The following is a 23,833-nucleotide window of genomic DNA, read 5'->3' as shown; positions in this document are numbered from 1 at the left end:
CTCAAATGATTATACAAAAAATCAGCTTATATGCCTAATTGAAATTACATAACCATACCACCATCAATATGAAGCGTTTGTCCAGTCATATAATTTGCGTCCTCCGATGCAAGGAAAGCTACTGCTTTTGCGATATCCTCTGGCTGACCAAGTTTCGCAAGAGGAATCTGTGTTAGCATACCTTGTTTGATATCCTCTGGCAATTGTTCTGTCATTTCTGTTTCGATAAAACCTGGTGCAATAGCATTAACTAAAATATTACGAGAAGCTAATTCCTTTGCCGTCGTTTTTGTTAGTCCAATAACACCTGCTTTAGCCGCAACATAGTTGGCTTGACCAGCATTACCCGCTACACCAACGATGGAAGAAATATTAATAATGCGACCTGCACGTTGCTTCATCATTTGACGTGTGACCGCTTTTGTACAAAGGAAAACACCTTTAAGGTTCGTATTTAATACATCGTCCCATTCGTCTTCTTTCATACGCATAATCAAGTTATCTCTTGTAATACCAGCATTATTCACTAAAATATCAAGGGAGCCGTATGTTTTCACAGCAGCATCCATTAATGCTGTCACTTCTTCTGTCTGAGAGACGCTAGCTTGTACAGCAATTGCTTCGCCACCGTTTTCTTGAATCATCGCTACTACTTCTTCTGCTTTTGCCTGAGAGCCACTATAGTTCACAACAACCTTAGCACCTTCTTCTGCAAGCTTTAAAGCAATAGCACGTCCAATCCCTCTTGAAGCTCCTGTTACAACAGCTACTTTTCCTTCTAATTTACGCATTAATTGACCACTCCTTCGACGCTTCTAAAACTGCTTCTAACGAAGCTTCATCATAAACACAATAAGTTGCAACAGAGCGATCAATTTTTTTCAAGAGACCGCTTAATACTTTACCAGGTCCACATTCGATAAAGACGTCAACACCTTGCGCAAGCATTTCACGCATAGAAGCTTCCCATTGAACAGCACTGTATACCTGTTCAACTAGCTCTTGTTGTATTGCTGCTACATCTTTTAATTCCTTCGCCATCACATTGCCAATTACAGGAATTTTAGGTGCAGATAGAGAAATCTCTGCCAATGCTGCTTGCAGTTTCTCTGAAGATGGACGCATTAAATCAGAGTGGAAGGGACCACTTACAACTAAAGGTATTGCTCGTTTTGCACCAGCTTCTTTGGCAGCAACACTTGCTTTATCCACACCTTCTTTAGTGCCCGAAATAACAATTTGTCCTGGACAATTCACATTAGCCACCTGAACAGAGTCACCTGATGCTGATACCTGCTTTGTTACCTCGTTCAATGCCTCTAGTTCCATTCCTAAAATTGCCGCCATTGCGCCTTGACCTGCTGGCACAGCTTCATTCATATAAAGACCTCGTTTATGCACGATTGACACAGCATCATCAAATGACATAACACCTGCTAACACCAATGCACCATATTCTCCAAGTGAATGACCCGCTGCGTAGTGTGGTTGAATACCTGCTGCGCGTAACTTTTCAGCCACCATTACACCAGTAGTAAGTAGTGCTGGCTGTGCATGATATGTCAGTGTTAACTCTTCTGCTGGACCTTCTAACATTAATTTAGATAATTCAAATTGAAGAGCTTGATCTGCGCGATCATAAAATGCTTTACTTTCTGCAGCATTTTCAACAAACTCTTGACCCATTCCAACTACTTGTGAACCCTGTCCTGGAAAAATAAATGCTATTTTTGTCATTTGAATAATCCCCTTTGCTTAATCAATTTCTATGTGGCGTACTGTCTCCGTAATCGTCGAAATAACCGTATGCTCTACCATCGTATTGGCTTGTCGAATGGCACTGAAAATCGCTTTCGCATTTGATGATCCATGTGCCTTAATAACAGGTGCTTGTAAGCCAAACAATCCTGCACCACCATACTCTGTATAGTCCATTTTATTTTTCAAGTCACGTAAATTATTTTTCATGAGCGCTGCTGAAATTTTCGTTTTCGTTGAAGACATAAAGGCCTCTTTTAACATAGAAAATAAAGCACCTGCTGTCCCTTCAATAGACTTCAACACCATATTTCCTGTAAAGCCATCTGTTACAACAACATCAGCTACTCCTTCAAGTAAATCACGTGCTTCTACATTTCCAATAAAATTCAAATCTGCTTCCTTCAATAATTCGAAGGCAGCTTTTGTTAATTCATTCCCTTTTTTATCCTCGGTACCGATATTTAATAAGCCAATTCGTGGTTTTTGCAAACCTCCAACCTTTTTAGCATAAATATCACCCATAATGGCATATTGCACTAAATGCTCTGGGCGAGCATCTGCATTTGCCCCTAAATCAAGCATCAAAAACCCTTTACCGTCTAATGTTGGTAGCGTTGTAGCTAATGCTGGTCTAGCTATTCCCTCAATGCGACCTACTTTAAATAGGCCACCCGCCATCAGGGCCCCTGTGTTCCCTGCAGAAAGGCAAGCATCTGCTTTACCCTCTTCTACTGCATCCATCATACGTGCCATGGAAGAATCCTTTTTTCTACGAACAGCACGGGCAGGATCATCAGTTCCTTCTACTGCTTCCTCACAATGTATAACCTTTAATCGATCATGTTGTTTTAAAAATGGTTCCAGCTTATCTTGATGACCATATAGTTGAATTTCTAAGTTTGGAATTTGCTCTAATGCTAAAAGTGCACCTTCAACAACTGACTTTGGTGCATTGTCTCCACCCATTCCATCAAGCGCTAATTTCATTGTTACTCACCTTTACCTTTCGTGCGGTACATATCAAACTCACCAACAAAAACGGTTTCACCATTAACGGTAGATGTTACCTCAACTTTTGTTCGGTGTGTTTGTTCATCTCGTCCGATAACAATCGCTTTTGTAATAACACGATTTCCAGCTCGTACAGGTTTCACAAACGTAATATTGGAATGTACGGTTAATGCTAGTTCGTCATCAATTACTGCAACCGCTAATGAATTTGCTTGCGCAAACAAATGATGCCCACGTGCGATGCCATTACGCTGAAAAACATGCTCTTCTTGTACATCAAAAATCGAGAGTGCTCGATGATCTAATTCAATATCTACTATCTCCCCAATGACCTCATCAATCGGGAGAGATTTTACTTCATTTTCATAGTTTTTTGAAGCAACATCTTTAATTCGCTCGCGTAATTCTGGTATTGATAATTCCATACGGTCTAAACGAATTGTTTGGACACTTACCTGAAACTGTGTTGCTAGCTGTTCATCTGTGACGAATGGATTTTCAGCTATCGTTTCAGATAGTAGTCGCTGTCGCTCTTTTTTCGTTCGTCTCAACTTCATTCGCCACCTTTTGAGTTGTTATTAGCACTTGGTACTAATATCAGTATATAGAGTATAAAAAAAGAATGCAAGACTTGTTTTGAAATCAAGTACTTACATTCTTTCTGTGCTAACAAGCTTCTCAGATTAATCGAAGCGCTCTCCTTGTAAAACACCAGTATCTTCTAGCATTTTACGCAAGTATTGATAGTCGTCATCCTGCCAAAACTCTTTTGTTTCAAGCATCTCTGAGGCATCTTTTCTAGCGGTCTCCAATATACGATAATCATGTACTAAATCAGCTACTTTAAAATCAGGTAAACCACTTTGCTTTCTACCAAAAAAGTCTCCTGGTCCCCTTAATTCAAGATCTTTTTCAGCTAAACGGAAACCATCATTTGTTTCTGTCATCGATTGCATACGTTCTTTCCCCTCATCAGACTTAGGATCTGCAAGTAAAATACAGTATGATTGGTGCTCACCACGACCAACACGACCTCGAAGCTGATGCAACTGCGCTAGGCCAAAGCGTTCAGCATCATAGACAAGCATAAAGGTAGCATTTGGTACATTTACACCTACCTCTACAACGGTTGTAGAAACTAAAACTTGAATAGTCCCTTCACTAAAAGCACGCATAACCGCATCTTTTTCATCAGCTGATAAACGCCCATGCATTAAACCGACATGATAACGATCTTTAAAATAAGTCGCTAGCTGCTCATAAATTTCCACAGCATTCTGAACATCAAGCTTATCGGATTCCTCGATAAGCGGACAAATCGCATAGGCTTGTCTTCCAGCAGCTAACTCTAATTCTAGCTTAGATAAAACAGAGCCGAATTGTTCTTTCTTCATCCAATGCGTTTCAATCTGCTTACGCCCTGCTGGCATTTCATCAATCATCGATACGTCCATTTCCCCAAATGCAGTAATAGCTAGTGTTCGTGGTATCGGGGTAGCTGTCATAAAAAGCACATCGGGATTCTCCCCTTTATCACGCAAAATACGTCGTTGCTCCACACCAAAGCGGTGCTGTTCATCCGTGATGACAAAGCCAAGTTTATGAAAAATAACATCTGGCTGGATTAGTGCATGTGTACCAATAACAATATCAAGATCTCCATTTGCCAAATCAGCTAATATCACACGTCGCTCTTTTGTTTTAGTGGACCCGGATAAGAGTGCAACACGAACACCAAATGGTTGGAACCATTCTTTCAAATTCTCTAAGTGCTGTTCTGCTAATATTTCAGTTGGTGCCATTAAGGCTCCTTGAAAACCTGCTGTTACGGCTGCATATAGCCCTATTGCTGCTACAACGGTTTTACCCGAACCTACATCCCCTTGTAGCAAGCGATTCATTCGATGCGGCTCCTTCAAATCCTTACAAATTTCATTCACCACGCGTTTTTGAGCATTCGTTAATTCATAGGGTAAGGAAGCGATAAAATCTCGTAACTTATGCACATTAAATTGAATAACTGTACCGTGTTCACTATCCTTCCTTATTTTCCGTAAAGCTTGAATACGCAATTGGAAGTTTAATAGCTCCTCATAGGCAAAGCGTCTCCTTGCTTGTTTAGCATGCCCAGCATCCAGTGGAAAATGAATACCCTCCAAGCCCTCTCTTATTGAAACAAGCTTATACGACTCTTGTAAATAATATGGAATGGTCTCTGGCAGTACTTCTCCACAATCGTCTAACACTTGTCGCATATATTTTCGAAATCTTTTTTGGGGGATCAAGCCTTTCAGACTATAGACAGGCTCAAAGTCAACTTGATCTGTTTTAGGACCAAATGTAACTGAAGTGCCATTGATTACTTGTCTACCTCGATCCCATTTACCAGTCACCGTAATAATGGAACCAGGTACAAGCTTTTGCTTTAAATAGCCCTGATTGAAAAATACGACTTTCACTAAATGTCTTCCTGCTAAAACAGTTACTTGGAGTCTTGACTTATTACGACCTAAAAATAAAATCGTAGGCTCCCGCTCCACCTTACACTCAACTGTAACCCGTTCGTTATGTGGTGTTTGCGCTAAATCTTTTAAACGAAAATCTTCATGTCGATGTGGGAACGTCCATAATAAATCAGCTATTGTATTGATTCCTAGTGATTCAAGATGGGCTGCTGTTTCTTTCCCGACGCCTTTTAATTCATTGACGGGTCCATATAATTCAGTCATCTTATCCCACAACTCCCTTCATTGATTGTTTATGTAGTGTTATACTTTCTCTATCTAATGTACCATAAATTATTTCCCTAACCCTACACATAAGCAAAAACCCTACCAATGATTGATAGGGTTAAGCTCATCATTTATATTTCCTAATAATATCAATGAAGAGCTTTATGGCATCAGGGAAAACATCTTCATCTAAATCAAACCTTGGATGATGATGAGGATATTGGCTTTTCTCACCACCCATTCCGACAAATATGAATGCACCAGGTTTATACTTTAGATAATATGAAAAATCCTCACCACCCATAACTGGATCGACAAGCTCAAATACATCTTTCCCAAATTCTTCACAAACAATTGATTCCACAAAGCGAGATTGCCGAGGATCATTAATGAGTGGAGGTGTCCCTATAATAAAGTCGACTTTCCCCTCCGCTCCAAACGAACGGCAAATCCCTTCTGTTAAACTCACCATCTTCGTTTGAATAGTGGCTACTGTTTCTGGTGTTAATGCCCTAATCGTTCCTATTAATTTTGCTGTGTCAGGAATAATGTTATACGTTGTTCCTGCTTGGATATTGCCTACAGTTATCACGCCTGCATCTATAGGATTAATAGTTCGACTAATGATACTTTGAAAGGCTTGCATTAAATGGCTTGCAATATAGATAGGATCAATCGTTTCATGCGGCATTGAGCCATGACCACCATGACCTTGAATCTCAATTTCAAAATCATCAACAGAAGCCATCATCGATCCATGTGTTAATCCAATTTTCCCCTTCTCTAAACCCTGCCATAAATGAATACCAAAAATAGCATCGACATCTTCTAGAACGCCGTTTTGAATTAAGAAATCAGCCCCACTTGGTGTAATTTCCTCAGCTGATTGAAAAATTAGCATAATATTTAGCTCAATTTCTTCCTTATTCATTGCTATCCACTCTGCCACTGCTAATAAGATGGCTGTATGGCCATCATGTCCACACATATGTGCCACTCCTGGTTTTTGGGAAATATATGGCTTATCACCTTCTTCAACTATTGGTAATGCATCTATATCGGCTCGTAAAGCAATCGTCTTTGTACCTTTTGTTCCTTGAAGCATAGCTATTACGTTTGGTGAATCATACGCTAATATTTCTAGTTGAAGATCCTCTAATCTTTTACGAATAAATTGACTTGTTTCAAATTCCTGACCAGAAAGCTCTGGATATTGATGAAGATAACGTCGATCTTCTATAGCTTGCTTTGCTAAATATTGCAAATTTATTTCCACTAAAAAAACTCCTTTTATTTACCTTTAACGCTCCTAAATAAGCAAAATCCCCTGAGATCCTATGCAGATTTACTTGCCATCAGTATTACTTGTACTTGTTTTATTATACTAAAATCTTTCTTAACTAACCCAACATAAAAACATGCTACCTATTTAGATAGCATGTTTCTTATATTTATTGAAGTGCTTTAATGCTTTGTAAGCCACCATTTTCAAGGATGGCTTTACTGATCGCCTTCCCTGTTGGTGTTGCTGCTAGGCCGCCTCGTGCCGTCTCTTTAAGATTAGGACTCATAGATTGTCCAATGCGATACATAGCACCAATCACTTCATCACACGGAATACGACTTGTTACACCAGCAAGTGCCATATCCGCCGCTACTAGGGAGTTAGATGCACCCATTGCATTACGTTTGACACAAGGCACTTCAACCAAGCCTGCCACTGGATCACAAACAAGACCTAGCATGTTTTTTAATGTAATGGCAAACGCTTCTGAACATTGCTGTGGTGTACCTCCAGCCATTTCGACAATAGCAGCTGCAGCCATACCTGCAGCTGAACCAACCTCTGCCTGACAACCACCAGCAGCCCCAGAAATGGAAGCGTTATTGGCTACCACAAATCCAAATGCTCCTGACGTAAATAAATAACGAATCATTTGCTCACGAGTTGGATTTAGTTTGTTTTTTACTGCAAACAGTGTTCCTGGCACTACACCTGCTGAACCTGCTGTTGGTGTTGCACAGATTGTTCCCATTGCAGCATTTACTTCATTAGTTGCAACCGCTTTACTTACTGCATCTAATAATAAATCACCTGAAAGTGACTTTCCTTGTGCAATATAATTTTGAAGTAATACGGCATCCCCACCAGTTAAACCTGTTACTGATTGCACACCTTGTAATCCACGTTCAATTGCTTCTTCCATCACTGTTAAATTTCGATCCATTTGCTGGATGATTTCTTCACGCGTTCTACCAGTTATCAATATTTCTTGTTCAATCATAATTTCTGATATTAATTTATCTTCTTTCTCTGCTCGTTCAACAAGTTCACGAACATTATGAAATAAAACGTCCATCACGGGACACCTCCTTAGTTATTAATTTTTGAGACCTTTGTAATATATGGAATTAAAGATATTTGCTGTAGCACCTTATCCTCAATGTTTTGATCAACTTCAATCACCATCAAAGCAGTTAAACCACGTTCGATACGTGATACCTCCATATGCCCAATGTTGACTTCATGCATCGCCAAGCAATTGGCTACATTGGCAATACAGCCAGCACGATCGTCATGAACAACAAGAATAGCTGGCATACCACCAGTTAAACGTAACTTAAAGCCATTGACTTCACTGACTTCAATTTTTCCGCCACCAATTGAAATACCGACTACTGACATTTCCCCTTCATCGTCTCCAATGACAAGTCGAGCCGTATTTGGATGCTCGGTATTAGCTGTTTCAGGAATGAATTCGTATTCTAATCCTGCTTTTTTGGCATCTTCAAATGCCGTTTTAATACGATCATCAAATGTATCGTAATTTAATAAGCCTCCTACAATCGCAACATCTGTACCATGCCCTCTATACGTTTCTGCAAATGATCCATATAAATGAATTTTTGCCCATTTAGGTTGTCTACCAAATAAATCCCTTGCAACACGCCCGATGCGAGCTGCTCCTGCCGTATGAGAGGAGGAAGGCCCAATCATGACTGGTCCAATAATATCAAATACTGAAGTAAACTTCATACAAACACCCCTCTATTCTATCCGTATAATAATATTTATTTTTATTTATATCATGCTTGATAGTTACTATAAAAGTAAAGCATTTAATTTATCAACTTTCAGAAAATTACCACTACTATAATTTATAGTAAATATTTATGCTTATTTATTGTCCGTACCATATATACACAACTACGAAAGCGGCGACATTCCAATATTTCCAAATTTTATATCCTGTGGGTACGTACATTGAATGATTCATATTTAGTACGTTTTTAATAAATTTAATCCAACATTCTCTTTGTAGCATAAACAAAAGCAGTACACGTTTTGTGCACTGCTTTCTTTACGGAATAGCAAAGTAGCATGTAATTATTCTACTGAAATAATATATGGATATAACCCTTGTTTACCATCAAATAATTCAACTTCTACATCCGGATAGTTCTCTTCTATGAAAGCTACCAACTCAGAGGCAGCTTGTTCAGTTGTATCTTCACCATAAATGACTGTAACAATCTCAGCATCTTCATTAACTAAATCCTTAATTACTTTTTCAGCTGCATCCTTTAGTGCTGGTGTAGAAAGGACAATTTTTCCTTCTGCCAATGCCATAAAATCATCTTTGTGAATTTCAACACCATCAATAGATGTATCACGCACTGCATAGGTAACTTGACCTGTCTTCACATTTGTAAATGCTTCTGACATTGTTTTTTTATTTACATCAACAGCTGCCTCTGGGTTAAACGCTAAAATCGCTGCCATTCCTTGAGGAATCGTCTTCGTAGGAACTACTGCTGCATCAATTTCTAATAGTTCAACCGCTTGCTCCGCTGCCATCACTATATTTTTATTATTCGGTAAGATTAATACTTTCTCTGCACCGATTTCTTGTACAGCCTTCACGATATCTTCAGTTGAAGGATTCATTGTTTGACCGCCTTCAATGACATAGGAAGCACCGATAGAGCGCAATAATTCTGCCACACCCTCACCCATAGCAATCGTTACAATAGCATATGGATGTTTTTCTACTTTTTTAGCAGGCGTAGGGGCTTTATGTTCCTCGCCAACGATTGCTGAATGCTGCTCACGCATATTATCAACTTTAATTTTTATAAGACTACCGTATTTTTGGCCAATTGATAGAACAGAACCTGGTTGCTCGGAATGGATATGAACCTTCGCAATTTCCTCATCTGAAATAACAAGTAAAGAATCACCTAAAGGGTTTAATTCATTACGGAATTGTTCTTCATTAAAAGGTTCTTTTCCTTCTTCTAAGCGAACCATTATTTCTGTACAGTAACCAAATTCAATATCAGCAGTGTTCATGAAATCTTGGGCTCTATGATGTTCTGCATTGATTAAATCATCTAGCGTCGCATCATTTTTCTCCGGAAGAGCCTCCCCCTTTAAGGAAGCTAAAAATCCTTCATACACAAATAGTAAGCCTTGACCACCACTATCTACCACACCAACTTCTTTTAAAACAGGCAGTAGGTCAGGTGTACGATCCAACGATGCCTTTGCCTCTGCTGTAAAAGCTTCCATTACGGCAATGATATCGTTTTCAGTTTCTGCTACTTCTACACCTTTTTTCGCAGCTTCACGTGCCACCGTTAAAATTGTTCCTTCTACTGGCTTCATAACAGCTTTATATGCCGTATCAACACCCGCTTGGAATGCTCCAGCAAAGCCCTTTGCATCAATTGTTGACTCCTTCTCAATAAACTTCCCAAAACCACGGAATAACTGAGATAGAATAACGCCTGAATTCCCACGCGCTCCCATTAACAAGCCTTTTGATAATGCCTGTGCTGTTTTACCAATATGCTCTGAAGCTGCATGCTCTGTTTCCTTTGCACCAGATGTCATCGATAAGTTCATATTTGTACCTGTATCACCATCTGGAACGGGGAAAACATTTAATGAATCTACATAATTTGCATTTTGGTATAGGTGATGCGCCCCCATTTGTACCATTTCAGCAAACTTTATACCGTCTAAAGACTGCATTCGATTTAGTTCCTCCTCTTAATTCGCTACACGAACGCCCTGTACAAAGATATTGACAGATTTTACGCTCATACCTAATGTTTTATCTACTGTATATTTCACTTTCGATTGTACTTGATAAGCCACTTCCGAAATTTTTGTCCCGTAACTAACAATAATGTACATATCTATATGTAAATCGTCGTCCTGTTGTCGAATTACAACACCTTTTGCGAAGTTTTCTTTACGTAAAATATCAGTTAGACCATCACGAATTTGATGTTTAGATGCCATGCCAACAATACCGTAGCATTCTACAGCAGCTCCACCAGCAATTTGTGCAAGTACATCTGTTGAAATATCAATTTGGCCGAATTCATTGTTTAATTCAATTGACATAGAAATGCCCCCTTGGCTCTTTTTGACTAAACTATATTGTAACACTTTCGTTATAATTTAAGCAACCTAAGGGGGTATTGAAGGGCTTCGTAGCAACGTTTTCTGACTTCAAATAGACGCATTTGCTTCTTCATCAAAAATTGCCATTTTGCAGAAATAGTTATTTCGTCCGTTTTGCTTTGCCAAATATAGCGCTTGGTCAGCTAATTCACAACATGTTTGTAAATGCTCATATTTTGCGATTTTAGCTTGACACATTCCAATACTAACAGTAACTTGTTGGGCAATAGTAGATTGTAGGTGCGGTATATTAAGTTGTCGAATTTCCTCTAAGATTTCTTCACATACAGGTTCAGCAACCTTATAAGTATGCTGGCTTATCATAACAAATTCCTCGCCACCCCAACGGGCAACAAATGCATTATACTTCCCTGCAATTTCCTCCAATAGAGATGCGACTTTGACAATTGCTGCATCTCCCTGCAAATGACCATAATAATCATTAAATTTTTTAAAGCAATCAATATCAATCATTATGACTGTTAAAGGTTGTGTTTGATAAAGTTGCTGTCCGATCTTATTCAATTTTTGGTTAAATGCACGTCGATTAGGTAGATTCGTTAAAGAATCTTTTAATGCTTGCTCTGCTAATTCATTATTTTTAATAGCCAACAATTCTGATAGTCGCTTCGTTTTGGTCATTTCCTCATTCAATAAAATATGCTGGGTATGGATTTGTTTACGAACCTTATAGGTCTGATATTGAATCATTACACCAATAGGTATTAATAATGACATGGGTAATATAATTTTTATATTTTCACTCGATATTCCAGCACTCATATATGCACTCACAATAATGGCTGATGCAGAAAGCAAAATAATCCAGACAATTTTTCGTAAAGGTAACGCGAATACTGTACAAATAATGATTAAAATAACCTCATAGAGTGCTGCATGACGGAAAAAGTAAACATCCAATACCGATATCGCAGTAATCAAAAGCATTATTGTGTAAATATAAACAACAACCAACCGTTCATACTTCTGTATATTAACAGGAGTAATATGAATTCGCTTTTCTCGGATAAACAATAATACTGCAACATCTATATAAAACATAGCGATATGAATGGCAATATAGACGGGAACCATGGCTCTTTCCGCCTTCACAAAAAATACCTCTCCATAATGTATTAACGAAATAATGACTGATACATACATGAGTGTCCAAGCAACTATTCTCATCCCTTTTAAATTCGACTGAACCATTTCTTCGCGAATAGAAAAAGCTAATTTTTCTTGATTTTCCATCATGCTCTCTCCTAATGCCCACTTTCAAATAATTATAATGTCCTATATGTATCGTCATGATAACGAAAAATACAAGTCAATCTAAATTTTTCTGATAAATAAAAAAGTTGATACCTTTATAGCATCAACTTTTTACATTGTATTCAATTAAATATCGAAAAATTTATTTGGCTAAAATAGACTTTTAATAAGCGTGTCAATCATAACAGGCATCTCTTTAAACGCACTATCCACATGCAATCGTTCTGTTTTTTGATGGGCATCCTTACCAAATGGACCGACATTTAAGACAGGACCTTGTAATGCCGCCATCTCTTTGAATGGAATATGATACGTATCGCCCCATACAGGTGTGTTCCGTTCAAATGCTAGCCACTCATTGGATGCATCTGAATAATTGACATAGCTTAAATCACAAATTCCATTAAAGTAGTGGATCTGCTCCACCTCAATATCAAATGTTTGAGCTGTTTGCTTCATTAATTCAATCGACTGTTTCACTAATGGATGGTTGGATGAATTAATGGCTGGATAGTAAGGTGGTGCATATAACAGAACTGTGGCAGGTGCTAATTCCTGACAGCGAATCATGAGCTGATCCACAATACGAATGGATTTTTCACGATCATCCCATGCAGGATGCTGCTGAACCTGGTGCTTAATCGCTTGTACTTCCTCAGCTCCTAACTTATGGATCGCATGCTCCAATAATGCCTCGTAGCGTAAGACCTTTACCTTGCCCACACCCTGAACATTTTCGCGTGTACAAATGTCCTGATAGTGCGCATTGCAAGCAGCCATTGCCTGTAACGCAACTTCCTCAAAAATAGCCATCACCTCAGCCGCTGTACGTTTTAATAAAAAGACATTGTAAAGTGCCGCCGCACGGTATGGTGTTTGTGTAGAATACTCCATTTTTAAATCTTTTAATTGTAGAGAGACGGGGAGTGGTGTGCTTTCGCCTAAATCTGTTTCACGGAAAAGGGGATTCCACTCCATATGCTGTGTCATATAGGAAGCGATAAAGGGAGCCGTCATCCCTTTTAATGGCTCACCAACATGTGTCTCTTTTCCGTAGAACAAAGCAGCAGGCATGATTTTACCAATTGTACCTGAATAAATATATTCATTCGTATCCGAAGGCCCTTGTGAAAACGATGGCTCACTATTTAAAAATAATTTATAGGTTAAGCCATGCTGTTCCCGCAGTCTCACCAGTTCCACAACAGCCGCTCTCATACCAGCAGAGTTGACTTCCTCATCAGGAACCGTTGTTAAAATTAAATTAATCGGCCATTGCTCAAAGCTTGCCTTTTCGATCAACTGCATGTGTAAGGCAAGACCCATTTTCATATCCATTGTGCCGCGTCCAAATAAATAATTCCCAGACGCCAAATCAATGCGAGCTGCCTCTGGTAAATCTTTTAGGTATTTAGGTTCCATTAGCTTTTTCGTTAGTTCTTCTGGAGAAAAGGCTAACGGCTCTAGTTCACCATATTCCTCTGTATGCACGGTATCGAAGTGACTGATTAACACAACGGTTTCAGTTGCGGTTGGATGCTTATAGAAGGCTGTCACTGCATTTCTGCCAAGTCCTGCATCATGTAATTCAATCAAGTCTGGGTGCTTCTCAAAATATGGAAGCGTTAACAATTTATCTTTTAGTCGAAAGGCAAATTTATTTTCACCCTCCGTTAATGTTCGGCTTTCCCAGCTCACAAGTTCACATAATAGGGCACGTAGTTTTTCGGGTGTATCCCACATAAAAGTATTCATGATTTTTTCTCCTTTTACTCCCATTCGTTAGAGGTACGATTAACGAACTTCTAGTGTTTCTTCACTTTTGCTATCTGTAGCAGCAGTCGCCGCTTTCTTTAATTTCAATTGATAAAAAATCATACAGGCAATAAAGAAGCCAATCCCGTATAGTAAACCAATCCTTTGCGTTGGATCAAACGCTAAAAATACTAAAATTAAAACACAAAAGATTATACAAAATACTGGAATCAACGGGAATAGTGGTGTTTTAAATTTTAGATCAGCCACATTTCCTCCTGACTTCACATAGCGATAACGGAACATTAACTGAGAAGCACATATCCCCATCCATGAAATTGTGACAGATATACCTGCTACCGACATTAGTAATACAAATACAGCATCAGCTTCCATTACACTAGTTAATAAAGATAAGAGTGAGAATACCATCGTAAAAATAAGCGCATTTAAAGGTACTTTATTTTTCGTTAATCGACCAAATAACTTGGGCGCCATCCCCTCTTGTGACATGGAAAATAATAAACGTGTTGATGCATATAAACATGAATTACCAACTGATAAAATAGCTGTCAAAATAACAAAGTTCATGATACCAGCTGCATATGGTACACCAGCTAAATTCATTAACGTGACAAATGGACTTTCCATAAGCCCAAGCTCTGATGCTGGAAATATTGCAGATAATACAATAATGGAAGCAATATAGAAAACGATGATTCTAAATAGAATTGTACGAATCGCTCTAGGAATATTTTTTTCAGGGTTCTCGGTCTCCCCTGCTGCAATACCCACTAGCTCTGATCCCTGATAAGAAAAAATTACATTCATCATTGTGACAAAAATAATCGTAATACCTGCTGGGAATAAACCAGAAGGTGCTAAATTTGTGAGATGTGGAGTAGGACGATCTGCTAATGGAATTAAACCAAAGATTGCTGCTCCACCAATAATGATAAATGCAATCACTGCAACAACTTTTATACTAGCAAACCAGAACTCTGCTTCAGCAAAGCCCTTCGTTGTTAAAGCATTTAAGACAAATAAAAGAACCATAAACACAGCACACCATATCCAAATTGGTACACTTGGAAACCAATGCTGCATTAAAATACCTGCAGCCGTAAATTCAACGCCTGCTGTGGCAGCAGATCCAACAAAATACATCCAACCTAATGAAAAACCGGCTGAAGGACTAATGAAACGTGTTGCATATGTTTGGAAAGAACCTGTAACAGGCATGTAAACAGCCAATTCCCCTAGACAATTCATGACCATAAACAAAATTAAGCCACCAAATAAGTAACCAATCAGTGCACCGCCGGGTCCTGCCTGGTTAATGGTATAGCCTACATTTAAAAATAAGCCTGTTCCAATAACACCCCCAAGTGAAAGCATTAACAAGTGACGACTTTTCATCGAACGCTTTAATTGATTATTGTGAAGCTGATCCCCTTTATTCAACATCCATCCCTACTTCCCATATAATGTAAAAATATTAAATATTCTGATATTTTAAGAATGAAAGTACCCAATCAATTTTCTCTTTTAAATTGATTGGGTATTGTTAGATTTACTTAAAAACGTAATGATAAACAGCTTAAACCACCATCGTGTTTTCTAAATTCAGACATATCAAGTTCAATTGTTTGATAGCCAAGGTCCAGTAATTTACGATTTGTTTCTGGATAGCCAGCTGGAATAATAATATAATCATTTACTTGAATACAGTTAGCTGAATATTCATCCTCTTTAGGAATCACGATTTTTTCGTAAGATTCAAATGCAGGATGATCGACAAATTCACCAGCTAGCACCATACGATTTTCCCCAACATAGGCAATACCAGTTTTTAAATGGAAGAATTCTTTTAATGGAATAATAGTTGCTTCATAACCTTCTTGTTCAACAATCTCTTTAAATTGCTGAGCGCCTTCTTCATTTGTGCGCTCTGAGATCCCTACGTAAAACTTTTTCTCTGCTTGTAGTACATCTCCACCATCAAGTGTTCCAGAACCTTTAATATAGTAAATTTTTTCATAGAATTGCTTTACAGCTGGTTCGATTTCTTCAATTTCGCGGTTACGAGCTGCTGCTCCAGGATTCGAGATAATAGCAAATTCAGGCGTTAATACAGCTGTATCCTCTACAAATGTTGAATCTGGAAATGCTTCATTTGCTGGTAATTGTGTAACTTCTACACCGCATTTTTTTAAAGCTTCTACATAATGTTCATGTTGTTCAAATAATTTTTCTAAAATCGGCTTTCCTAAATCACTAGTTGTTAAACCGTTTACAAAACTATTACCTGGATTTTTAACAATAACATTTTTAAACATATTCATCTTCTCCTTTATCCTCTTACTACTGGGCAAGTTAGGCAAGTCGGCCCACCTGTTCCTTTAACAGTAATTTCATCGCCTTTATATTCGTACACCGTTGCTCCAGCATCAAGTAGCTGTTGCTTTGTTTCTTTGTTGCCTTGAGGAATCACACATACCCTTGGTGCAAGCGCTAAAACATTACAGCCTAACGAATCGTATTCATCTTTAGGTACTTCTACTAGCTGGATGCCACGCTCAATTAGCAGTTGTCTGAAAAATACTGGCATTAAACGCGAATGCACAACAGCTAAATCTCGGTCTACCATACTTATGAAAGACATTAAATGTAAACATTCAGCTTCACCAAGATCATGTGGTAGTTGTACAACTATAAATTCATCTACCATATCGGCTGTCATTTCCTTTAACTGACGAATGGCTTCATCGTTTGTTCGATAACCTCTACCCACAACGAGCGTTCGATCATCTAGCCAAACAATATCTCCACCGTCTGAAACTGCCTCTCCAGTAAGTTCACCAATTATTGGTATACCTTTTTGCCGTAAAAAGTCCTTGTATACTGCTGCTTCTGGTTGTCTTAATTTTTTGCCTGATTTCAGTATTATGGCACCATTTGGAGTGAATTTAACTGGATCATGTGCATAAAGAGAATCTAATCCTACTTCATCTGCTATAGGCAGATATTCAATAGTCTCAACATACTTTCCAAGAATCCCAATAAATTCAGCGTATTCGCTTAGAGCTTCTTCATAATTAGGCTCAGATAAGTAGTTAAATGTTTTCCATTCCTCACTAAGATGTGTCTGGCTTCGGAAAGCATCTTTTGGATCTTTTACAATAACATGTTTCAAAGGCGCATACATTGATGAACAATAATGCATTCCTTTCACCCCATTTCCGTGTAGTGGAAAACGTTTCCGTTAAGAGGAAAGTTTATATGAAGAATATATTCGTTTTATGCTATACTGTCAATATATTTAGAAAACTTTTATTTTTCTTTTAATCTAGATTGCGTTCACCCTTGGAAAAAATGCTATCGTTTATTAAAGAAGCCTCTTAAAGGATCCTTTTGTAGCTTTCGTGAATTAAAATAAGCATTTGTTTAGACTTCTGATTTGTACGGGAATATTGGAACTAGACGTAGATGGAGAATAAAAATAAAATAGGATGAAGGGAGGTGGGACAAATGCAATTATTAGAGCGGGCGATGACAATTGCCAAGGTTTTAGCAGCTGATGCAAACGACAGTAGCTTGTCCATTTCAGAGCTTTCTACAAAATGCGATTTACCGCTAAGTACTTTACATAGAATTTTAAAAGCCATGATTAAACAAGGGATGATTGAGCAAGATGAACAGACTAAATATTATCGGCTTGGAACCATATGGATGGAACTTGGCTTACAGGTGTATGATACGATGGATTATATTAGCAAAATCAGACCTGAGTTAGAACGATTAGCCAGGGAGGTTGAAGAAAGCGTTTATTTAAGTAAACCAGCTGGATTAGATACGATTATTATAGAACGGATAGACAGTGCAGCTAATCCGATTCGTATTTATGATCAGTTGGGTATTCGCATTCCTATGCATATCGGAGCGGCCAATAAGGCCATACTTGCCTCAATGTCAGCGCTACAATCCAAAGAAATTCTAGAGCAACTAGTAACTAAAGATGAAATGGCCGAATTAGAGGAGCAGCTTCACCAAATTCGACAACAAGGCTATGCAATAAGTCATGGAGAACGAACTGCAGGTACTTCCTCCATTGCTGTCTCTGTTTTAGATGGTTTTGGTGAAGTGATAGGAGCAGTCAGTATTGGTTTTGTAAACTTTAATGTCTCTCAAGATCATATTAATACATTGATTGAGCGATTAGTTGATACTGGTAGACGTGTATCGCTGAAACTTGGTTATCGAGGAAAAGGATAGGAGAACTATTCCCCATTAAACTTCTCTACTTTTCATAAATGTTTTATGTCTGTAAAGGTTTTTTTCTTGAAAGGTTATGTGAAAACTGTTGCACTGAACGCCATCGTATGTTAAATTATTATGGTATGTGAAATACCGAACTGAAATAATAATCTTTCAGCATCAACAGTAAGGAGGGAATACAACATGCCAAAACAATGTGTAATCACTGGACGTAAAGCTCGTACTGGTAACAACCGTTCCCACGCTATGAACGCTAACAAACGTACTTGGGGTGCTAACCTTCAAAAAGTTCGTATCTTAGTTGACGGTAAACCAAAACGTGTATGGGTTTCTGCTCGTGCATTAAAATCAGGTAAAATCGAGCGCGTTTAATCGCTGCTTCTAAAAAATCGATTTCGCATTGAGCGCAATCGATTTTTTTCTTGATTAGTATTCTAGAAGAAAGTAAAAAATCCGACTAACACTAGTCGGATTTTTTTACTTTCTTATCTTTTTTAAATAGGTTAATACACGTACGCGTGATACTACTCACGAATTTCGGCAATTGGAACGTATATACTTTCAGGACTCTCTCCCCCTTACGCTAATCTATGCTTCTTATCATTAAACATATGCCTTGCGAGAAAGATATAGACCCTGAAGTTCCTATTATTTCATTACTTGTAAATCGAGATGTTCCTAAGGTAATTTCCTCATTCGTTGTTTCATATTTTACTTGTCGTAATGTTACACCTTGAATAGGCTCCTCGTGAGCAAAAAAAGACAAGTATCGGTATCGATCATCTGCATAAATTGTATGTGTACCTGGTAGTAAAAATTGCAACATATTAGTATGATTGATTATCTTTAACTCAATTTGAGGATGCTCTTTTTGTAACCGATAAATAGAACGAACAGCTGCCTCGTAATGATCTAAACGCCCACCCGTCACACCTGTCAAAATAATTTCTTGTGGTGCAAACGTATAGGCTTTAAGCAAAGCTAAATCCGTGTCTGTTTCATTTTTCTCTTCTTGAAAACGTTGTTGATCATTGGTTTGTGCCATTACTTGTCGATATTCTTCATCCGTTAAAGAATCAAAATCACCAACAATAGCATGGGGCGTAATTCCTTGCTCAATTAAATATAAAGCGCCACGATCAGCCCCGATAAACACAACATCCTGTTGTTGCTGAAACGATGAAAATGAACAAAGCTCATTTTTTGGACCACCTGCACAAACAACGACTGTCGTCATCCTTTAATCGCTGCCTCACCAGCTAGTAAAATCTCTTGAAGAGCAGCTGTTCGATCTTCTTTACTATAGATAGCTGACCCAGCTACAAAAATTGTCGCTCCAGCCTGTGCACATGGCACAATTGTTTCAGCAGTAATACCACCATCAATTTCAATGGCAATATCTAAGCCTCGCTCCTTAATTATTGTTGATAATGCTTCAATTTTAGGTACAACAGAATGAATAAATTTTTGTCCACCGAATCCAGGATTAACAGTCATTAATAATACCATATCAATATCTTCTAAAATGTGTTGAATTGATTCTATCGGTGTATGTGGATTTAATACGACACCCGCTTTTACACCAAAAGAACGGATTAATTGAATTGTTCGATGTAAATGACGGCATGCTTCTACATGTACTGTAATATAATCTGCTCCAGCTGTTGCGAACTGTTCAATATACTGATCTGGATTTTCTATCATTAAATGCACATCTAATGGTAACTTCGTTAATGGACGGATAGCATCCAATACAATAGAACCAAATGAGATATTCGGTACAAAGTGACCATCCATTACATCAATATGAATAAGTTGTGCACCTGCTTGCTCTACTTCCTTTACTTCTTCACCTAACTTTGCAAAATTTGCTGCTAAAATTGATGGTGCTATTTGTATCATCATTAATACCTCGGCTTTCGATCCATAATTTCTTGCATAAATTGTTCATAATGCTTGTAGCGGTAGTCTCGAATTTCCCCTGCTTCTACTGCTGCCTTTACTGCACATTTTGGCTCTTTCAAGTGTAAGCAACCTCTAAATTTACAATCATCCGCTACTCTAGCCATTTCAGGAAAACATACACCTAATTCTTCTTTCTCAATTTCGTCAAAATCAAAGGAACTAAATCCAGGCGTATCTGCTAATAAACCATCACAGACCTCTATCAGTTCAACATGACGAGTAGTATGTTTACCCCGTCCTAAGCTTTGGGATATAATACCCGTTTTTAAGTTCAACTCTGGAATGAGCGTATTAAGCAAAGTTGATTTCCCAACGCCCGATTGGCCAGCTAAAACGGTGGTTTTTCCCTTTAAAATAGGACGTAACCGTTCTACTAATTCTTCTTCATCTTTATATGTTTGCAAAACTGTATAGCCCATGCTTTCATAATCTGCTATATAATTTTGTAATTCATCACGTTCATCATTTTCTAGCAAATCCATTTTTGTTAAACAAATAATAGGATGTACATGGAAGGATTCTAACACAACTAAAAAACGATCCAGTAAAATGGTATTGAAATTCGGTTCCTTTACAGAAAACACCAAAATACCTTGATCAATATTCGCAATTGGCGGACGTACTAATTCATTTTGACGCTCAAAAATCTTTTGTATTGTCCCATCAGAGCCTTCAGTTTCCATTGTATACTCTACAATATCGCCTACGAGTGGGGATTCGCCACGATTACGAAATACCCCACGTCCTCGACATTGAATCAGTTGATGTCCATCAAATACATAATAATAACCACTTAATGCTTTTCTTATTTGGCCTTGCGCCATCCAATTCCTCCTTAATCGACATCATTATAATTAACTTTGCCTTCTAAAATTATTTCTGAGTCACGAATTATTCTATAACTCGCATCTTTGCCATCTTCAATTGTAAGCTGAATGTTGTATGGCGTATCACTTAAAATTTCAAATACTTCAACAGGTTCAGACAATGTATGATTTTTATCTTGAATTTCAATTCGAATATTTTGAGCTATTCCCTCTTCTGTAGGTTTATACTCAATGACTACAGGTATGACACGTAGTTTATCGGGCTGTTTTGCTGGCCCTTTACTTATTACAACCGATATCATAGAACCTTCTTCTACCATAGTACCCGCTTTTGTCAATTGCGAAATTACACTGCCAGCTGGGATGGTTTCATGATGTTCTTCACGAGATATACGCCAATTGAGACCTGCTCTTTTCACATAGTCATCCATATCAGCTTTCGTATAATTTACAACATTTTCAACCCTTACCATTCTAACTCCTTGGCTAACTTTAAACGTAATTGTTTCTTCTTTCGCTACTACCTCAGAATTTGGTGGTATGCTTTGTTCAATAATTCTTCCTTCTGGCTCATTAGAAGGGACATCCTCTTTTATTACGTCTTTATACTTTCCTTTTATTAAAGCTTCAACTTGACTATAATTTTGTCCTACATAATTATCAACAGTCGTCATCTCTACACCTAAACTAACGATTAAGTCTACCTCTGAGCCTTTTTCACGTAATGAATTTTTTGATGGGTCCGTTTCAATAACTTTCCCCTTCTCTATTTCCTCATGATTTCGCTCCTGATGCTCTTCACCAACAACAAATCCATCTGCTTCTAATTTTTTTGTCGCTTCCTCTATTGTTAAATTTGCTACATCTGGTATAGCCACTTTTTTCGGGCTAAATAAATCTTTTGCAAAAATAAAGAATAAGAAAATGACAACCGCTGCAATGAATAGTCCTGCAACATATTTGGGCCAATTTTTCTTCTTTGCCTTTACAGGAACTGGCTTTTCTACAGGCTTTTTAGGTTGTGGTTGAGAAGGTGCTTTAGCTTCCATAATCGGTTCAATAACTCTTGTTTTAGTTAGATCTTCGTCTTTTTTATGCATCTGCTCTTTAATGATGGGAATAGCTCTCGTTACATCATTATCCACAGGTATGACAAATTTGGGATCGTTGATTCTAGATGGTGTTAGTACGGTTTCCAAATCTTCATACATTTCTTCCACTGTAGTATAACGATGGGATGAATCTTTGGCAGTAGCCTTTAATACTACATTTTCCAAGCTTTGGGGAATCGTTGCATCAAAAGCACGGACAGAAGGCGTTTCAGCTTGTAAATGCTTAAGTGCTATTGAAACAGCAGATTCACCAGAAAATGGAAGTTCACCTGTTAATAATTCATATAACACGATACCGAGTGCGTAAATATCTGATTTGTTTGTAGCTGTACCGCCGCGAGCTTGCTCTGGTGATAAATAATGGACTGTACCAAGCACAGAATTTGTTTGAGTAAATGATGTAGCACTTAACGTCATGGCAATACCAAAATCCGTAATTTTCACATTACCTTCCGCATCCATTAATATATTTTGCGGTTTAATATCACGGTGGATAATATGGTTTTCATGGGCATTAGCAATGGCAGACGTTAATTGCTTCATAATATGCACACTTCTAGCAGGTGAAATTGGTGCAAATTCTTGTATGTACTGCTTTAATGTTTTTCCTTGAACATATTCCATCACAATATAGTGTAGATCTCCATCGTCACCTACATCATAAACACTAACAATATTTGGATGTGTAAGACTTGTAGCAGACAGTGCCTCACGTTGAAAACGTCGATGTAATTCATCCTCATTGGAAAAATCATAGCGTAATATTTTAATGGCTACATCACGATTTAAGATCATATCGTGTGCTAAATAAACATTGGACATACCTCCGCCACCAATGAGTTCTAAAATTTTATAACGGTCACTAATTCTTTTACCTACAAGCATTCTTACACCTCCTCATCCTTTTTCGTTAATAGCACGAGGGAGATATTGTCTTCTCCCCCGCTGGCATTTGCTAATTCTACAAGTTTACGCCCCTTTTCCTTAATGGAGTCTGGATACGTAATTATCGATGCCATTTCATAAACAGTTAGTTTATTGCTTAATCCATCTGAACAAATGAGTAAATACGATTCTGATGCTAAATCTACTTCATAAAAGTCTGGTTCGATTGTGTCCTCTGTCCCAACCGCTTTTAAGATGAAATTTTTCTTTGGATGTGTCAAAGCCTCTTCTTCGCTTATCTCACCATTTTCGACCAAGACGTTCACATATGAATGATCTCTTGTTATTTGTTGTGCACCATCTTCAAAGAAATAATACACACGACTGTCCCCCACATGTGCAATGAAGCAATGTTGTTCTTCGATTAACACTGCAATAAATGTCGTGCCCATTCCTTTACAGTCTTCATGTGATAAAGAATAGTCATATATTGTTTTATTCAATTGCTTAACTGTTTGTAATAACCATTCTTTTTTTGATGTTGTGGATACAAAATGATGTGTGTCTGCCTGTAAAAAAAAGGATTCCATTTGTTTAATTGCCATATCACTTGCTACATCACCAGCATTATGACCACCCATGCCATCCGCTACAAGTGCTAGTGCAAGCCCATCTGGACGTTTAAAGAATGCAGCACGGTCCTCATTAATGGATCGTTTTAAACCAATATCACTTTCGACTGTGTATTCCAATACT

23 protein-coding genes are annotated in these 23,833 nt (G+C 38.0%); 2 read left to right on the top strand and 21 right to left on the bottom strand.

From position 1 onward, the window contains the following. Nucleotides 1-44: 44 nt before the first annotated feature. From fabG to LBYS11_RS04760, 15 genes are all read right to left on the bottom strand, one after another. The gene (gene fabG / locus LBYS11_RS04830; RefSeq protein ID WP_004269418.1) at nt 45-791 is read right to left on the bottom strand and encodes a 3-oxoacyl-[acyl-carrier-protein] reductase; all 747 of its coding nucleotides are present in this window, start codon (nt 789-791) and stop codon (nt 45-47) included. Then, nucleotides 784-1,737: an ACP S-malonyltransferase gene (fabD, locus tag LBYS11_RS04825; protein ID WP_103117573.1), complete on the bottom strand. Its 954-nt coding sequence runs from the start codon at nt 1,735-1,737 to the stop codon at nt 784-786. Before fabD ends, fabG begins: the two co-directional genes overlap by 8 nt. Nucleotides 1,738-1,755: 18 nt before the next feature. Beyond that, a complete protein-coding gene (gene plsX, locus LBYS11_RS04820; RefSeq protein ID WP_048391651.1) occupies nt 1,756-2,748 on the bottom strand; it encodes a phosphate acyltransferase PlsX in 993 nt (330 codons plus the stop codon). Nucleotides 2,749-2,750: 2 nt separating this feature from the next. Beyond that, nucleotides 2,751-3,323, bottom strand: coding sequence for a transcription factor FapR (gene fapR / locus LBYS11_RS04815; RefSeq protein WP_004269421.1), 573 nt, complete (start codon nt 3,321-3,323; stop codon nt 2,751-2,753). 132 nt (nt 3,324-3,455) lie between these two features. Beyond that, on the bottom strand, nt 3,456-5,501 hold the full coding sequence (gene recG, locus LBYS11_RS04810; RefSeq protein WP_054550503.1) for an ATP-dependent DNA helicase RecG: 2,046 nt from the start codon (nt 5,499-5,501) through the stop codon (nt 3,456-3,458). Between the two features lie 130 nt (nt 5,502-5,631). Next, a complete protein-coding gene (locus LBYS11_RS04805) occupies nt 5,632-6,780 on the bottom strand; it encodes a M20 metallopeptidase family protein (RefSeq protein WP_103117572.1) in 1,149 nt (382 codons plus the stop codon). Between the two features lie 175 nt (nt 6,781-6,955). Continuing rightward, nucleotides 6,956-7,864, bottom strand: coding sequence for an L-serine ammonia-lyase, iron-sulfur-dependent, subunit alpha (gene sdaAA / locus LBYS11_RS04800; protein ID WP_004269428.1), 909 nt, complete (start codon nt 7,862-7,864; stop codon nt 6,956-6,958). Between the two features lie 14 nt (nt 7,865-7,878). Next, nucleotides 7,879-8,541 (bottom strand): L-serine ammonia-lyase, iron-sulfur-dependent subunit beta, encoded by a 663-nt coding sequence (gene sdaAB / locus LBYS11_RS04795; protein ID WP_004269429.1) that lies wholly within the window; start codon nt 8,539-8,541, stop codon nt 7,879-7,881. Between the two features lie 351 nt (nt 8,542-8,892). After that, nucleotides 8,893-10,542: a DAK2 domain-containing protein gene (locus LBYS11_RS04790; RefSeq protein ID WP_048391660.1), complete on the bottom strand. Its 1,650-nt coding sequence runs from the start codon at nt 10,540-10,542 to the stop codon at nt 8,893-8,895. Nucleotides 10,543-10,560: 18 nt separating this feature from the next. After that, nucleotides 10,561-10,920: an Asp23/Gls24 family envelope stress response protein gene (locus tag LBYS11_RS04785; RefSeq protein WP_004269431.1), complete on the bottom strand. Its 360-nt coding sequence runs from the start codon at nt 10,918-10,920 to the stop codon at nt 10,561-10,563. A gap of 108 nt (nt 10,921-11,028) precedes the next feature. Further along, nucleotides 11,029-12,234 (bottom strand): GGDEF domain-containing protein, encoded by a 1,206-nt coding sequence (locus LBYS11_RS04780; protein ID WP_103117571.1) that lies wholly within the window; start codon nt 12,232-12,234, stop codon nt 11,029-11,031. Nucleotides 12,235-12,405: 171 nt separating this feature from the next. After that, complete coding sequence (locus LBYS11_RS04775) at nt 12,406-14,010, bottom strand: M20/M25/M40 family metallo-hydrolase (protein WP_103117570.1); 1,605 nt, start codon at nt 14,008-14,010, stop codon at nt 12,406-12,408. Nucleotides 14,011-14,049: 39 nt separating this feature from the next. After that, nucleotides 14,050-15,477 carry an amino acid permease gene (locus tag LBYS11_RS04770; RefSeq protein WP_054549887.1) on the bottom strand — a complete coding sequence of 476 codons (1,428 nt, stop codon included), beginning with the start codon at nt 15,475-15,477 and terminating at the stop codon, nt 14,050-14,052. A 110-nt stretch (nt 15,478-15,587) separates the two neighbouring features. Beyond that, nucleotides 15,588-16,349 (bottom strand): dimethylarginine dimethylaminohydrolase family protein, encoded by a 762-nt coding sequence (locus tag LBYS11_RS04765; protein WP_082148185.1) that lies wholly within the window; start codon nt 16,347-16,349, stop codon nt 15,588-15,590. A 14-nt stretch (nt 16,350-16,363) separates the two neighbouring features. Continuing rightward, on the bottom strand, nt 16,364-17,236 hold the full coding sequence (locus LBYS11_RS04760) for a dimethylarginine dimethylaminohydrolase family protein (protein ID WP_054549885.1): 873 nt from the start codon (nt 17,234-17,236) through the stop codon (nt 16,364-16,366). Nucleotides 17,237-17,541: 305 nt separating this feature from the next. Between LBYS11_RS04760 and LBYS11_RS04755 the strand changes: the two genes are divergently transcribed. Then, nucleotides 17,542-18,285, top strand: a complete 744-nt coding sequence (locus LBYS11_RS04755; protein WP_048395357.1) for an IclR family transcriptional regulator — start codon at nt 17,542-17,544, stop codon at nt 18,283-18,285. Between the two features lie 186 nt (nt 18,286-18,471). Then, nucleotides 18,472-18,660: a 50S ribosomal protein L28 gene (rpmB, locus tag LBYS11_RS04750; RefSeq protein WP_004227417.1), complete on the top strand. Its 189-nt coding sequence runs from the start codon at nt 18,472-18,474 to the stop codon at nt 18,658-18,660. A gap of 91 nt (nt 18,661-18,751) precedes the next feature. Here the strand turns inward: rpmB and spoVM are convergent, their stop codons facing one another. From spoVM to LBYS11_RS04720, 6 genes are read right to left on the bottom strand one after another with little or no spacing between them, the layout of a single operon-like run. Next, nucleotides 18,752-18,853, bottom strand: coding sequence for a stage V sporulation protein SpoVM (spoVM, locus tag LBYS11_RS04745; RefSeq protein WP_099805045.1), 102 nt, complete (start codon nt 18,851-18,853; stop codon nt 18,752-18,754). A gap of 18 nt (nt 18,854-18,871) precedes the next feature. Beyond that, on the bottom strand, nt 18,872-19,525 hold the full coding sequence (locus tag LBYS11_RS04740; protein WP_103117569.1) for a thiamine diphosphokinase: 654 nt from the start codon (nt 19,523-19,525) through the stop codon (nt 18,872-18,874). Continuing rightward, nucleotides 19,522-20,190 carry a ribulose-phosphate 3-epimerase gene (gene rpe, locus LBYS11_RS04735; RefSeq protein WP_103117568.1) on the bottom strand — a complete coding sequence of 223 codons (669 nt, stop codon included), beginning with the start codon at nt 20,188-20,190 and terminating at the stop codon, nt 19,522-19,524. Before rpe ends, LBYS11_RS04740 begins: the two co-directional genes overlap by 4 nt. Nucleotides 20,191-20,192: 2 nt before the next feature. Then, entirely contained in the window at nt 20,193-21,077 is an 885-nt protein-coding gene (gene rsgA, locus LBYS11_RS04730; protein WP_048395362.1) for a ribosome small subunit-dependent GTPase A, read from the bottom strand. Nucleotides 21,078-21,088: 11 nt separating this feature from the next. Then, nucleotides 21,089-23,077 (bottom strand): Stk1 family PASTA domain-containing Ser/Thr kinase, encoded by a 1,989-nt coding sequence (gene pknB / locus LBYS11_RS04725; RefSeq protein ID WP_103117567.1) that lies wholly within the window; start codon nt 23,075-23,077, stop codon nt 21,089-21,091. Between the two features lie 2 nt (nt 23,078-23,079). Continuing rightward, nucleotides 23,080-23,829: a Stp1/IreP family PP2C-type Ser/Thr phosphatase gene (locus tag LBYS11_RS04720; protein ID WP_054549883.1), complete on the bottom strand. Its 750-nt coding sequence runs from the start codon at nt 23,827-23,829 to the stop codon at nt 23,080-23,082. Nucleotides 23,830-23,833 lie beyond the last annotated feature (4 nt).

This window comes from Lysinibacillus sp. YS11 (genome assembly GCF_002896375.1).
GTDB classification, from domain to species: domain Bacteria; phylum Bacillota; class Bacilli; order Bacillales_A; family Planococcaceae; genus Lysinibacillus; species Lysinibacillus capsici.
Note: the sequence above shows the minus strand (reverse complement) of the source record. Positions and strands in the feature narration are given on the sequence as shown.